The organism is Burkholderia sp. 9779_493, from assembly GCF_015712215.1.
Classification (GTDB): domain Bacteria; phylum Pseudomonadota; class Gammaproteobacteria; order Burkholderiales; family Burkholderiaceae; genus Burkholderia; species Burkholderia cenocepacia.
Genome location: NZ_JACCQA010000012.1, coordinates 143,325 through 156,258, shown reverse-complemented (window position 1 = coordinate 156,258; position 12,934 = coordinate 143,325). Strand labels below are relative to the sequence as shown.

The window sequence follows — 12,934 nt, the reverse complement described above, 5'->3', positions numbered from 1 at the left end:
CACGCGCGACGTGTGTCAGCCGTCGCGCTTCGTCACGTGTGCGATCTTGTGTGCGAGTTCGCGCACGTCGACCGGCTTGCACAGGTAGCCGTCGAAGCCGGCCTCCAGCGCGCGGCGCTCGTCGGCCAGGCCCGCGTGCGCGGTGACGGCCAGCACGCGCACGTCGGATGGACCGCTGTCGCCGTTCAGGGCGCCGCGCCGCAACGCATCGAGCAGCCAGAAGCCGTCGCCGTCGGACATCGCGAGATCGGACAGCACGACCGTCGGCCGCATGTCGGCCGCCATCGCGAGCGCCTCGCGGCCCGACGACGCGATCGCGACGGCCGCGCCGAACGTGGTCAGCGCGGCCGTCAGGCTCGCGCGCGTGGTCGCGTCGTCGTCGACGATCAGGATGCGCTGCGTATCGAGCACGAGCGGCTCGCGGCGGCCGCTTGCGTGCAGGAGGCTCCATGCCATCGCGCCACCCGGCTGCCACCCGGCCGGCAGCGTCACCGTAAACGTCGTACCGCGATCGCGGCCCGCGCTCGCGACGCTCACGCGACCGCCGTGCAGCTCCGCGATGTGCCGCACGATCGATAGGCCCAGACCGAGGCCGCGTCGCGGCGACGCGGGCGAATCGTCCGCGCGGCGGAACATGTCGAACACGTATGGCACGAACTCCGTCGCGATGCCCTGCCCGGTATCGGTGACGGTCAGCACCACCTGCGATTCGTCGCGCGCGAGGCCGACCGTCACGCTGCCGCCGCCCGGCGTGAATTTCAGCGCATTCGAGATGAGGTTCGACAGCATCTGCCGCAACCGCTCGGCATCGCCCGACACGATGCACGCGGACACGTCGCAGTCGAATTCGAGCATGATGCCGGCCGACGACGCGGCCGTCTGGAACGTGCCGACCACATCGGAGAACAGCCGCACGACGTCGACCGGCGTCGCATCGAGCCGCAGTTTGCCGGTCGCGAGCGACGACGCATCGAGGATGTCGCCCACCATCCGCGTGAGCGAGCGCGCGCTGCGGTCGATCGCGTCGATCGCCTGATGCTGCAGCGCCTGCTCGCCCGAGTTGCGCAGCACCTCGATCCACCCGTAGATCACGTTCAACGGCGTGCGCAATTCGTGCGACACCGTGGCCAGCAACTCGTCCTTCAGCCGGTTCGACGTGTCGGCCTGGTCGCGTGCGTCGCGCGCGCCCTGCAGCGAGCGCTGCGCACGCAGGTCGCGGCGACGCTGCGCGCCGGTTTCGCGCAGCGTCAGCGACAGCGCGACGCTGGCCCGCGCGTCGCCCTGCACCGGGCACGCCGACACCGTCGCCCGAAACCGCCGGCCGTCGCGCCGCACGCACAGCAGTTCGAGCGGCCCGACCGGCTCGTGCATCGCGTCGAACGCGTCGGCGAGCGGATTGAGCCGCAGCCAGCGCCTCGCGATCAGCGTATCGAACCTGCGGCCGCGCGCATCGGCCTCGTCATAGCCGAAGATCCGCTGCGCGGCCGGATTCCAGCTCGCGATGCGGCCGTCGCCATCGATCCCGACGATCGCGTCCGGCGCCGCCTCGACGACCGCATGCTGAAGCCGCGATGCGTCGACGCGCGCGCGGTCCGCGCCCGCATCGCGCAGCAGCAATACCGCGCCGTCGAGATTGCCGTCCCCATCGCCGATCGGCGACGCCACCGCGACGATCGGCACCGGCTCGCCGCTGCCGGCCTGCAGCCAGTGCCGGTCGGACGTCGCCCCGGCGCCGCCGAGCGCGTGATCGAGCGGCGTGGTCTGCACGCGGCGGCCGTCGTGATCGACGATCCGCAGCACGTCGCGCGCCGGCCGCCCGATCGCGTCGTCCGGCCGGCAGCCGACGAGTGCGGCCGCGGCCGCGTTGAGATAGGTGAGCCGCCCGTTCGGATCGGTCGCGATCACGCCGTGCGGCAACGCGCCCAGCACGGCTTCGAGCTGGCGGCGCGCGCCCGCCTCGCGCCGGCGCGCACGATCGTTCGTGACCCGCGTGTGATGCAGCAGCGACGCGACCGCGCACACCAGCGTCCCGATCAGCATGAACGTGCCGAGCTGCACGAGCCGCTCGGGCAGCGGCGCCGTATAGGCGGCCGGATCGGACAGGAACAGCGTCCACACGAGCAACCCGCTGACCACCGTCGACACGATGCCGAACAGGAACGACGTCGCCCACGCGGCGCCCGCGAGCAACGGGTAATACAGGACGAACGGCAGATTCACGCCGCCGAACCGGATCGCGAGCGTCTGCAGCACGGTCGCGATCGCGACCAGCATCACGGCCGTTGCGTAATTTCCGGCCTGCGGTCGTGCAATTTCAGTCATCGAACACGCTCCTGCGGGGACAGTCGGCGGCGACCGGCGTGGCGGCCGCCGGCGGGCACGGCACATGCTGGCCGATCGGAACCGCGGCCCGGCCGCTCACGAAGGAGATCTTCACGCCATGCCCGACCCGACACGCTGGCTCGTCGTCTCGCCGCATCTCGACGATGCCGTCTTCAGTTGCGGGCAACTGCTCGCGCAGGCGCCCGGCTCGATCGTCGTCACCGTGTTCGCGGGGATGCCGCCGCCTGGCATGCCCGCGCCGCCGTGGGATCGCCGCGCGGGCTTCCATCACGCGGACGAAGCGATGCGCGCGCGCCGCGACGAAGACCGCCGCGCGCTCGCGCTGCTTGACGCACACCCCGTGTGGCTCGATTTCCTCGACGATCAGTACGGCATACCGTCTACGTCGACCGCGATCGCCACACGCGTGGCCGCGGCGATCGACGCGTACCCGGGCTTCGGCGTGCTCGCGCCGGCCGGCCTGTTCCATCGCGATCACCTGCAGGTGCAGGAGGCCATGCTGTGGCTGCTGCGTGACGACGATCCGTCGCACGTCTGGCGCTTCTACGAGGACGTGCCCTATCGCCGCATCGACGGGCTGATGGCCAGGCGCGTGGCCGGCTGGCGCGAGCGCGGCTGGATCGCGCATCCGGTCGCGACGCCGGCCGGCGGTGATACGAACAGCGCCGCCGCGAAAGCCGCCGCCGTCGACGCGTACGCCAGCCAGGTCACGCTGCTCGAGCCTCATATGCGCGCCGCTCTCCGCGAACCCGAAATGATCTGGCGGCTCGAATGCGACGTCACGTCCGCGTAACGCCCGCCCGTGTCGCGCTGCCGCCGGGCGAGCCGCGCGTGACCGCCATCGTGCTGACCTGCCGGCGCGCCGCGGAACTCGCGCGCACGCTCGACCATCTTTCCGGGCTGCCCGACCGGCCGGCGATCGTCGTCGTCGACAACGCGGCGGACGCCGAGACGGCCACCCTGATCCGCGAACGCTTTGCGCATGTCGCGCTCGTGCATGCGCCGGGCAACCTTGGCGCGGCCGGCCGCAATCTCGGCGTCGCCGTCGCCCGCACGCGCCACGTCGCGTTCTGCGACGACGACACGTGGTGGGCGCCCGGCTCCATCGCCGACGCGGCGAACCTGCTCGACGCGTATCCGCACGTCGCGGCCGTCACCGCGCGCGTGCTGGTGGGCCCCGACGAACGCGAGGACCCGACCTGCCGGCTGATGGCCGACAGCCCGCTCGACGCGCCCGTCGCGCTGCCGGGCCGCCCGATCCTCGGGCTGCTGGCCGGCGCGACCGCGTTCCGGCGCGACGCGTTCGTGCGCGCGGGCGGCTACCATCCGCGCTACTTCCTCGGCGGCGAGGAAGCGCTGCTCGCGCTCGATCTGACGCGCGCCGGCCACTGGCTCGTGTATGCGCCGGGACTGACGGTCCATCACTACCCGTCGACGCGGCGCGACCGGCCGACACGTGCGCGCACCGCCGCGCGCAACGCGGTGTGGACCGCGTGGCTCAGATGGCCGGCCGCCGCCGCGTGGCGCCATACGGTGCGCATGCTGCCGCTGCTGCGCCGCGAACGTGCAGTGGTGCGCACCTTCGCGGGCCTGCCGTGGATCCTGCGCGAACGACGCACGATCCCGCCGCACGTCGAACGCATGCGCCGCCGCCTCGAACGCGACACGCGCCGCGAGGCCGAAACGGGAACATGAACGCGATCGTAGCGGCATCAGGAATCCGGCTTCTCCGCTTCGTCTTCCAGTTGCGCGAGCCGGTTGTAGATCGTCTTCAGGCTGACGTCGAGCACCTCGGCCGCCTGCGCCTTCACGCCGCCGCATTGCGCGATCGTGCCGAGGATCAGCTTGCGGTCGACTTCCTCGAGCGGCGTGCCGAACGGCACCGTCACGCGATCTTCATGCGAATCGACCATGCTGGACAGCTCGTCCATGATCGGCGGCGGCAGCGTGTCGATCACGTCGGCGTCGGTGAAGATGCTCGCGCGCTGCACGAAGTTGCGCAGCTCGCGCACGTTGCCGGGCCATTCGTAGGTCTTCAGCGCTTCGCGCGCGGCCGGCGCGAAGCGCAGGTTGCGGCCGGTCTCTTCGTTGTAGCGCTGCAGGAACGCGTCGGCGAGCATCGGAATGTCGTCGCCGCGTTCACGCAGCGACGGCAGCGGAATCGGGAACACGTTGATCCGGTGGAACAGGTCGGGCCGCAGCTTGCCGTCGGCCATCGCGGCTTCCGGGTCGCGGTTGGTCGCGGCGACGATGCGCACGTCGACGTCGATCTCGCGCGTCGAGCCGAGCCGCGTGAGGCGTCCGGTCTCCAGCACGCGCAGCAGCTTGACCTGCGACTCGAGCGGCATCTCGGTGATTTCGTCGAGAAACAGCGTGCCGCCGTCCGCGCGTTCGAAGAAGCCCTTGTGCTGACGTTCCGCGCCGGTGAAGCTGCCGCGGTCGTGGCCGAACATCTCGCTCTCGACGAGATTCGCGGCGATCGCGCCGCAGTTCACCGCGAGAAACGGCCCGCGGCGGCGCAGGCTCAGGTCGTGCACGGTCTGCGCGGCGAGTTCCTTGCCGGTGCCCGATTCGCCGGTGAGCAGCACCGACGCTTCGGTGCGCGCGACGCGACCGATCGCGTCGTAGACGGCCTGCATCGCGGGCGAGCTGCCGAGCATGCGGCCGAACCGGCCGAGGCGCTGCAGTTCCGAGCGCAGTTCCGCGATTTCCTCGTGCAGCGCGGTCGTGCGCGGCACGCGCGCGAAGATGCTGTTCAGCCGCTGCATGTTGAGCGGCTTCACCAGGTAATCGGTCGCGCCGCGCCGCAATGCGTCGATCGCGGTTTCAAGGCTCGCGTGGCCGGTGGTCAACACCATTTCGCAATGCCCGCGCTTGGGCAATGCGTTGAACAGCTCCATCCCGTTGCCGTCGGGCAGCACGAGGTCGCACAGCACGAGATCGGGGGTATGCGTCGAGACGAGCGTGCGCGCTTCTTCAAGCGTCGCCGCCGTATCGCACGTCAGTTGCTGCGTGCGCGCGAGCGTGGCCAGCATCGTTCGCGTATCGGCGTCGTCTTCGACGATCAGGACGTAAGGCATCGAGACTCCTTGTAATGCGGCCCGGCAGGTACGTCGGCCGGCACCGCGACACGTGCGGCGCAATGCACGTCATGGGGCCCGTTCATGCTGATGACGGGCTTGCGCCGGCCCCCGGAAGGGCCGAGCGCGAGGATGGCGACGAAGCGAATACGCGACGTATTCGCGACGAGCATGACGCGGCGCTCGGCCCTTCCGGGGGGCCAGCGCCACGCATGCATTTTTCCAAACAAGGGAACGTGCGCTGGCCCAAGACGGCATCTTCAACGCTGCACACGAACGGACAGACAAGCTGTCCCGCATGGGAAAACAGGTGCTTAGCAGTATAGAAGAACGATGTCGTCCATTCGCGGCCCATCGAATAAATCTATCTGCTGACGTAAGCCGCATTGCCAGATTCAATGTCGGCGAATCGGTATAAAAGGTATCCTGCGTACGTGAAAGACGACGTGTGCCACGTCATTTTTTACCTGGTCACGACGCATTCGGTCAAAACTTCCCAACCCGGTCATACTCCATGTCGAAATCCGACGATGACGGCACGCGACTGTTCGGCCGTTCGCGAACAATTCAGGAACTGCTGCTGAAAGTGTCGCGCGTCGCCGCCACCCGCGTGAGTGTGCTGGTGGTCGGCGAAAGCGGTGCGGGCAAGGATATCGTCGCCCGGCTCATTCACGACATGAGCTCGCGCCGGCGCGGCCCGTTCGTGCCCGTCAACTGCGGCGCGATTGCGAAGGACATCGCGGAGTCGCAGTTGTTCGGCCACGAAAAAGGCAGCTTCACGGGCGCCGTCGCGCAACACGTGGGCATGTTCGAAGCCGCACGCGGCGGCACGCTATTTCTCGACGAGATCGCCGAGATGCCGCTCGAATTGCAGGTCAAGCTGCTGCGCACGCTCGAAACCAACACGATCGTGCGCGTGGGCGGCCACGAGGCGATTCCGCTCGACGTGCGGATCGTCGCGGCCACCCACCATGATCCGGTCGAGGCGTTGCGCAGCGGCCGGCTGCGCGAGGACCTGTTCTACCGGATCGCGCCGATCGCGCTGCACGTGCCCGCGCTCAGGCAGCGCGAGGACGACGTCGGCGACATCGCGCTGCAGATCGTCGAGCGGCTGAACGCGCGGCACCGTACGAGAAAGCGCCTGTCGACGCAGGCGATGAAGGCGCTGCGCGCGTACACGTGGCCCGGCAACGTGCGCGAATTGCGCAACGCGCTGGAGCGCGCGTTCATCCTCGCCGACGAGCAGATCGAACTGCAGTTGCCGCGCCGCCAGCCGCCGCGCGAGGAAGTGCGCCACAACGCGATGACGCTGCATATCGGCACGACGCTCGCGCATACGCAGCAGCGCTTCATCGTCGCGTCGCTGCGCCATTTCAACGGCGACAAGCCGCGCACCGCGAAGGCGCTCGGCATCAGCCTGAAAACGCTGTACAACCGGCTCGCGCTGCTGCCGGAAAACGAGCGCAACGCGGTCAGCGGCGCGCCGCCGGCGCCGAATGCCGCGAACGGCGGAAACGCCTCCGGTTCGCCGCCCGCGACGACGCCGTGAACGCGGCCGGCACGCCGCCGCGCTCACGTCGTCACGTCGTCACATCGCGGAGGGCGGCGTCCCAGTCGCGCGCGAACCGTTCGATGCCGAAGCGCTCGCACGCGTCGCGTTTGGCTGCGGCGCCCCATTCGCGCGCCAGGTCCGGATCGCGAATCAACATCCGCATCGCGTCGATCAGCACGGCCGGCCGCGTATCGGCCACGCCGTTGCTGCCGGTCTTCACGAGTTGCGCCATCTCGGTCGTCGCGAGCGCGACGATCGGCAGCCCGATCATCATCGCCTCGATCACCGCGAGCCCCAGACTCGTGTAGCGGATCGGGTTGAAGAAGAACCGGTAGTGCGACAGGAATTGCGGCAGCGCCGGGTTCGGCACTTCGCCGATCCCGCCGAGATCGGTCGAGCCCATCCCGACCAGGTCGATCGGCACGCTGTGCCGCACGACCTCGAACAGGTCCGCGCCGAGGCGCCGGCCGCGGCGCGCAAGGTTGTTCACGACGGCCACGCCCTTCGGCAGCGTGCCGTGATACTCGACGCCTTCCGGCATCAGCACGCCGTGCTCGATCACGCGCGTCGGCGTCACGCCGTTGTCCCACATCAGCGCGTTGAACGGCGTCACGTGCACCAGCAACACGTTCGGGTCCTGCACCGGATGCAGCGTGTCGGTCGGATGCTCGCGCGGCGGATCATGCTCGACGAACAGCGTCGGCAGCGCGCGCTGCGCTTCGCTCAGCAGCCGCAGGCGGTCGTGCTGATAATGCTTCACGTGCTGGTACAGCACGCAGTCGAATGCGGTGTCGCGCACGCATTCGGCCGGCACCTCATGGACGTTGTCGCCCCACGGCAGGTGCCCGACGCGGCCCGCGTAGCCGGGCGGATGCTGCGGCTTCGTCACGATGTAGAAATCGTGCGGCGCCTGCGACAGGTAATACAGGTAATTGCCATGCACGTGCCAGGTCAGCACGCGCAACCGCTTACGTGACATGACGTCTCTCCTCCGCGAGCAGTTCGCCCGCCCGGTCGATCACTTCGCCGACGCCGATCGCCGTCGCGCACTCGTGCCCGTACGGACACGACTCGAACATGCACGGGCGGCACGCCGGATAGTTCGCGAGCACGCGATGGCGTTCGGCGTCGAGCGGCGCCCAGCGGGCCGTATCGCTGCCGCACGCGATGACGATGCTCGGCGTGCCGAGCGCCGCCGCGACGTGCGACACGCCCGTGTCGTTGCACAACAGCAGCCGCGCGCGGGCGATCAGCGCGGCGAGCGCGCCGAGCGGCGTGCGGCCGCACAGGTTCACGCACGGCCGCCCGAGGTGTTCGGCGAACGCGCTCGCCAACGCCAGTTCCGCGCGCGTGCCGGTCAGCACGATCTGCCACCCGTCGTCGGCGAGTTGCCGCGCGGCGAGCGCGAAGCGTTCGACCGGCCAGCGCCGCGACGCCATCCGCGCGCCGGGATGGACGATCACGTAGCGGCCGGGATCGAGCGCGTGCTCGTCGCAGAGCACGTGCCACAGCGCGTAGTCGAGGCCGCCGAGCGGGAATTCGAGGTAGTCGCCCCAGTCCGCGTAGCCGAGCTTGCGCGTGAGCGCCAGATAGCGCGTCACTTCCGGTTCGTCGTCGCGCCACACGAGCGCGCAGTCGAGCGCGGTCGTGCCGCCGTCGGCCGGCACGAAGCCGGCTGTGCGGGTCGCACCGAGCGACGCGACGATCGCGTTCGTGTGCGCGCCGCTGCCGTGCAGCTGGATCGCCAGGTCGAAGTCACGCGAGCGGCATTCGGCGATGAACGCTTCGCGCGTGGCCGCGTCGGGTTCGGGCTGTTCGCCGAGCCCCGGCGCGCCGGGGAATGCGATGAAGCTGTCGATGTAGTCCGAGAAGCGCGACGCGAATTCGCGCGCCCACGGCAGACCGATCAGCGTGATGCGCGCGTCGGGTTCGCCGCGCCGCAGCGCACGCAGCGCGGGCACCGCGCACAGCATGTCGCCGAGCTGCAACGCGCGGAACACTGCGATCCGCTTCGGGCCGCGCGGGCCGTCGGAATCGACGCTGGAATCGAGCTTCATCATTTGCTCCGAGAAACCCCGACCTTCAGGACGGAGAGGAAAGGCGTGCTGTCGACAGGCTGCTTCTTCCACGGGTTAGGATCACCGGCATGATCCTTGTCTATCGCTACCGGGTGAAATCGCTCAATGGACTGCTCAACAAGCAGAGCCGTGCGGTGAACTACGTCTGGAACTTCTGCAACGACACGCAGAAGCACGCGCTCAAGTGGAATAAGAAATGGCCGACGGGTTTTGATCTGAACGTGCTGACGACCGGCAGCAGCAAGGCGCTCGGCATCCATTCCGGCACGATCAACGCGACGTGCGAGCAATACGCGAAGTCGCGCAGTCGGAACCGTCGGCCTTACCTGCGCTATCGCGGCATGAAATCGCTGGGCTGGGTGCCGCCGAAGGGCCGAGACCTGAAGCGCGAAGGCGAAGCGTTTCGCTTTGCCGGCAACACCTTCCGCGTGTTCAACAGTCGACCGCTTCCCGAATGCAAGATCAAGGACGGGACCAATTTTGCGCAGGATGCGCGCGGCAACTGGTTTCTCAACATCGTGATCGAGATGCCCGATGTGCAGGTCCGACCGGTCCGCTCCGGTGTCGGCATCGATCTCGGCCTGAAAGACTTCGCCACGCTTTCGACCGGAGAAAAACTGCCGAATGACCGGTTCGGCCGATGCGCGGCAGAAAAGCTGACGAAAGCGCAGCGAGCACGAAAGCACAAGCGACATATCGCGAAGCTGCACGCAAAGATCTCGAATGCCCGTGCCGATTTCCAGCACAAGCTCGCGCTCGATCTGGTGCGGCGCTTCGATTACATCGCGGTCGGCAACGTGTCGGCCGCAAAACTCGCCAGAACCAGGATGGCGAAGAGCGTCTACGACGCATCCTGGTCGTCCTTCCGGAACAAGCTCCGCTATAAAGCGATCGCGCACGGAGCCACGTTCGAGGAAGTCGACGAAAGCGGTTCGACCCAGTCCTGTTCGTCGTGCGGATCGAAAGACAGCACGACGCGGCCGAAAGGTATCGCGGGACTGCGAATAAGAGAGTGGGCCTGTAGTGACTGTGGTGTCGAACATGATCGAGATACCAACGCTGCGTTGAACATTCTCCGATGCGGACGTGCATCGCCAGGTGTGGGAATCCTCTCCCCTTAAGGAGATGAGGGCGTCAAAGGAAGAACACTCTGAAGTGAAGCGCGCCGCGCATGCGCCAGTACAGCGACACGGGCGGAATCGCGATGGACGTGACGATCATCTCGGCCACATGCGACGGCGTGAGCTGCGTGCCGCGCAGCCGCTTCGCGCAGAACCCCGCGGTAATCGCGGCCCACACCGCCGCACACACGATGGCCGGCGCCGGCCAGCCGGCCGCGAAACAGCCGAGCGCGCCGAGCGCGGCGAGCACGGCCGCGTAGTAATGCCACGGCGGCGTCGGCCGGATATGGCGCCGATAGGTCGTGCGATGCTTCTTGTACAACAGCGCATCGAAATACACCTTCGACTGCGCGCCGATGCTCGATCCCCAGCGTGCGGGACGCACCGGATGCACGATGCGCGCGGCGTCGGCCTCGACGATCGGCCCCGCATGCTCGCGCAGCGCGAACATCAGGTCGGCGTCCTCGCGCCACGCGCGCGTGAAGCGCTCATCGAAGCCGCCGACGCGTTCGAGCGCCGCGCGCCGCACGAAGCAGTTCGCGGTCGCGAATTCCGCGTGCGCGAGCCCCGCCGCGTCGCGTTCGTAGTCGGTCGGGCGCGGCCGCAACGGCACGTCGATCCGGCCGGCCGCGGCCGCCGCCGACGGCTCGGCCAGCAGCGCGGCCGCACCGTGGCGCAGCCAGGTCGGATCGGGAATCGTGTCGTCGTCGGTGAATGCGATCAGCGCGCCGCCCGCGCTGCGCCAGCCGACGTTGCGCGCACCGGCGGGCCCCTGCGTGTCGGGCGCGGTCATGTAGCGGATCACCGGCACGTCGGTCACGCGTGCGCGGCACGCATCGACGACGGCGCGCGCACTGCCGGCCGGATCGTCGTCCACGACGACGATCTCGTAGGTGGTCGGATCGAACACCTGCACGCACAGCGCGTCGAGGCAGCGTTCGAGCAGATCGGGCCGCCGGTAGGTCGGCACGACGACCGACACGACCGGCGGCAGGTGCGTGTCGCGCATGTTCATCTCGGCTTCTCCAGCAGGAACGGGCCGATCACGAGCGCGTCGAGCGGCGACGTCCAGAAGCATTCGATCGCGTCGCGCGGCGAGCATACGATCGGTTCGCCGCGCGTGTTGAACGACGTGTTGACGAGCACCGGCACGCCGGTGAGCGCGTCGAACTCGGTCAACAGCGCATGCAGCAGCGGATGCTGGCTTTCGTCGACGGTCTGCACGCGCGCGGTGCCGTCGATGTGGCGCACGGCCGGAATCCTGTCGGCGCGCTCCGGCACGACGTCGTACACGAACAGCATGAACGGCGCGCGCAGCGGCGTGCCGCGGCCGCCGCTGAACCAGTGATGCGCACGATCCTCGAGCACGACCGGCGCGACCGGCCGGAAATCCTCGCGATCCTTGATCCGGTTCAGCTTGCGCTGCATGTCCGGATCGATCGGCGACGCGAGGATCGACCGCGCACCGAGCGCGCGCGGCCCGAATTCCATGCGCCCCTGGAACCAGCCGATCACGCGGTTCGCGGCGAGTAGCGCGGCCGTCTGCGCGGCGACGTCGGCGAGCCGCCGGTACGGCAGCTGCGCTTCCTTCAGGAACGCCTCGATCGCATCGTCGTCGTAGGCCGGCCCGAGGTACGCATGGTCCATGCGCCAGCCGCCGCGCTCGCCGCGCATCCGGAAGTCGGTCCATAGCGCGGCGCCGAGCGCCGTGCCCGCGTCGCCGGCGGCCGGTTGCACCCACACGTCGTCGAACGGGCCGCGATCGCGGATCTTCGCGTTCATCACGCAGTTCAGCGCGACGCCGCCCGCCATCGCGAGCTGCCGCTCGCCGGTCTCGGCGGCCAGCCAGTCGACCGCCTGCAGCGTCGTCTCCTCGAGCACCAGTTGCAGCGCATGCGCGATGTCGCAGTGATGCGGCTCGATCGGGCCGCCGCGTTCGCGCGGCGGGCCGAATCGCGCGGCCAGATCGTCGTCGACCACGTCGTAGCGCCCTTCGCCGCGATACCGCACCAGCTTGCGCATCTCGTCGGCGAACACCGGCTTGCCGTACGACGCGAGCGCCATCACCTTGTATTCGTCGGACGAGTGCAGGAAGCCGAGATAGCGGGTCACGCGCTCGTACAGCAGCCCGAGCGAATGTGGCAGGTTGACCTGCCCGAGCCGCCGGTACGCGCGGCCGTCGAACACGCCGTAGCTCGTCGTCGCGCGCTCGCCGCGCCCGTCCATCGTCATCACCGCGCAGCGCTCGAACGGCGCCGCGAGAAACGCGCTCGCCTCGTGCGCGAGATGGTGCTCGATGAAATGCCAGCGGAACGGCCCGTCGTGCGTGACGCCGCGAAAGCGCCGCTGCAGATGATGCGGCACGCCGCCCGCGAGCTGGCGCGGCGCGTTGACGATCGACGACAGGAACAGCGGATGCCACGGCGACGCGCCGTCCTCGCGCGGCGCATGCGCGGACGGCGACAGCGGCAAGGTCAACGCCTGCGGCGTGCCTTCGCGGTCGAGTTCGAACCACGGGTCGTACGAGTACGCGACGTGGTCCACGTCCGCGAGCGTGATGCCGGCTTCCGCGAGGCAATAGTCGATCGCATGAAAAGGCAGCTCCCAGGTCGAGAACGGCACCGGGCGCTTCGCGTGCTTCACGTGCGTGAAGCGTTCGTCCTCGGCCGCCGCGATCACGACGCCGTCGCGCACGATGCACGCGGCGCTGTCGTGGAAGGCGGCGTTGATGCCGAGCGTATGGATCGGATCAGGCATGCG

Annotated in this window: 11 protein-coding genes; 4 read left to right on the top strand and 7 right to left on the bottom strand. The window is 69.0% G+C overall.

Annotated elements, in window-relative coordinates:
- Nucleotides 1-15 precede the first annotated feature (15 nt).
- Entirely contained in the window at nt 16-2,322 is a 2,307-nt protein-coding gene (locus H0X95_RS14815) for a hybrid sensor histidine kinase/response regulator (RefSeq protein WP_059722857.1), read from the bottom strand.
- Nucleotides 2,323-2,440: 118 nt separating this feature from the next.
- On the opposite strand from H0X95_RS14815, the gene H0X95_RS14810 reads away from it, so the two are divergent.
- A complete protein-coding gene (locus H0X95_RS14810; protein WP_034203638.1) occupies nt 2,441-3,136 on the top strand; it encodes a PIG-L family deacetylase in 696 nt (231 codons plus the stop codon).
- Nucleotides 3,115-4,038, top strand: a complete 924-nt coding sequence (locus H0X95_RS14805; RefSeq protein ID WP_059722855.1) for a glycosyltransferase family 2 protein — start codon at nt 3,115-3,117, stop codon at nt 4,036-4,038. The genes H0X95_RS14810 and H0X95_RS14805 overlap by 22 nt, the downstream gene beginning before the upstream one ends.
- A 17-nt stretch (nt 4,039-4,055) precedes the next feature.
- Here the strand turns inward: H0X95_RS14805 and H0X95_RS14800 are convergent, their stop codons facing one another.
- Both H0X95_RS14800 and H0X95_RS14795 read right to left on the bottom strand, forming a co-directional pair.
- Nucleotides 4,056-5,423, bottom strand: coding sequence for a sigma-54-dependent transcriptional regulator (locus H0X95_RS14800; RefSeq protein ID WP_059722853.1), 1,368 nt, complete (start codon nt 5,421-5,423; stop codon nt 4,056-4,058).
- Nucleotides 5,408-5,596: a hypothetical protein gene (locus tag H0X95_RS14795; protein ID WP_124550664.1), complete on the bottom strand. Its 189-nt coding sequence runs from the start codon at nt 5,594-5,596 to the stop codon at nt 5,408-5,410. The genes H0X95_RS14800 and H0X95_RS14795 overlap by 16 nt, the downstream gene beginning before the upstream one ends.
- A gap of 341 nt (nt 5,597-5,937) precedes the next feature.
- On the opposite strand from H0X95_RS14795, the gene H0X95_RS14790 reads away from it, so the two are divergent.
- Nucleotides 5,938-6,972: a sigma-54 interaction domain-containing protein gene (locus H0X95_RS14790; protein ID WP_196446095.1), complete on the top strand. Its 1,035-nt coding sequence runs from the start codon at nt 5,938-5,940 to the stop codon at nt 6,970-6,972.
- Between the two features lie 31 nt (nt 6,973-7,003).
- Here the strand turns inward: H0X95_RS14790 and H0X95_RS14785 are convergent, their stop codons facing one another.
- Together H0X95_RS14785 and H0X95_RS14780 are read right to left on the bottom strand one after the other, a co-directional pair.
- Entirely contained in the window at nt 7,004-7,954 is a 951-nt protein-coding gene (locus tag H0X95_RS14785; RefSeq protein ID WP_034203640.1) for a glycosyltransferase, read from the bottom strand.
- Complete coding sequence (locus tag H0X95_RS14780) at nt 7,944-9,032, bottom strand: glycosyltransferase family 9 protein (protein WP_043206015.1); 1,089 nt, start codon at nt 9,030-9,032, stop codon at nt 7,944-7,946. Before H0X95_RS14780 ends, H0X95_RS14785 begins: the two co-directional genes overlap by 11 nt.
- A gap of 89 nt (nt 9,033-9,121) precedes the next feature.
- On the opposite strand from H0X95_RS14780, the gene H0X95_RS14775 reads away from it, so the two are divergent.
- Nucleotides 9,122-10,174, top strand: a complete 1,053-nt coding sequence (locus tag H0X95_RS14775; protein ID WP_059722851.1) for an RNA-guided endonuclease InsQ/TnpB family protein — start codon at nt 9,122-9,124, stop codon at nt 10,172-10,174.
- A gap of 13 nt (nt 10,175-10,187) precedes the next feature.
- On the opposite strand, the gene H0X95_RS14770 is transcribed toward H0X95_RS14775, so the two are convergent.
- Both H0X95_RS14770 and H0X95_RS14765 read right to left on the bottom strand, forming a co-directional pair.
- Nucleotides 10,188-11,189 (bottom strand): glycosyltransferase family 2 protein, encoded by a 1,002-nt coding sequence (locus tag H0X95_RS14770; protein ID WP_059722849.1) that lies wholly within the window; start codon nt 11,187-11,189, stop codon nt 10,188-10,190.
- The gene (locus H0X95_RS14765) at nt 11,186-12,931 is read right to left on the bottom strand and encodes a carbamoyltransferase family protein (RefSeq protein WP_006498374.1); all 1,746 of its coding nucleotides are present in this window, start codon (nt 12,929-12,931) and stop codon (nt 11,186-11,188) included. Before H0X95_RS14765 ends, H0X95_RS14770 begins: the two co-directional genes overlap by 4 nt.
- Nucleotides 12,932-12,934: the final 3 nt, after the last annotated feature.

What these genes read in the sequence shown, in the direction of transcription:
- H0X95_RS14815 (WP_059722857.1), bottom strand. Translation starts at nt 2,322, where the DNA reads ATGACTGAAATTGCACGACCGCAGGCCGGAAATTACGCAACGGCCGTG.
- H0X95_RS14765 (WP_006498374.1), bottom strand. Translation starts at nt 12,931, where the DNA reads ATGCCTGATCCGATCCATACGCTCGGCATCAACGCCGCCTTCCACGAC.
- H0X95_RS14790 (WP_196446095.1), top strand. Translation starts at nt 5,938, where the DNA reads ATGTCGAAATCCGACGATGACGGCACGCGACTGTTCGGCCGTTCGCGA.
- H0X95_RS14800 (WP_059722853.1), bottom strand. Translation starts at nt 5,423, where the DNA reads ATGCCTTACGTCCTGATCGTCGAAGACGACGCCGATACGCGAACGATG.
- H0X95_RS14770 (WP_059722849.1), bottom strand. Translation starts at nt 11,189, where the DNA reads ATGAACATGCGCGACACGCACCTGCCGCCGGTCGTGTCGGTCGTCGTG.
- H0X95_RS14805 (WP_059722855.1), top strand. Translation starts at nt 3,115, where the DNA reads ATGCGACGTCACGTCCGCGTAACGCCCGCCCGTGTCGCGCTGCCGCCG.
- H0X95_RS14775 (WP_059722851.1), top strand. Translation starts at nt 9,122, where the DNA reads ATGATCCTTGTCTATCGCTACCGGGTGAAATCGCTCAATGGACTGCTC.
- H0X95_RS14810 (WP_034203638.1), top strand. Translation starts at nt 2,441, where the DNA reads ATGCCCGACCCGACACGCTGGCTCGTCGTCTCGCCGCATCTCGACGAT.
- H0X95_RS14795 (WP_124550664.1), bottom strand. Translation starts at nt 5,596, where the DNA reads ATGCTCGTCGCGAATACGTCGCGTATTCGCTTCGTCGCCATCCTCGCG.
- H0X95_RS14780 (WP_043206015.1), bottom strand. Translation starts at nt 9,032, where the DNA reads ATGAAGCTCGATTCCAGCGTCGATTCCGACGGCCCGCGCGGCCCGAAG.
- H0X95_RS14785 (WP_034203640.1), bottom strand. Translation starts at nt 7,954, where the DNA reads ATGTCACGTAAGCGGTTGCGCGTGCTGACCTGGCACGTGCATGGCAAT.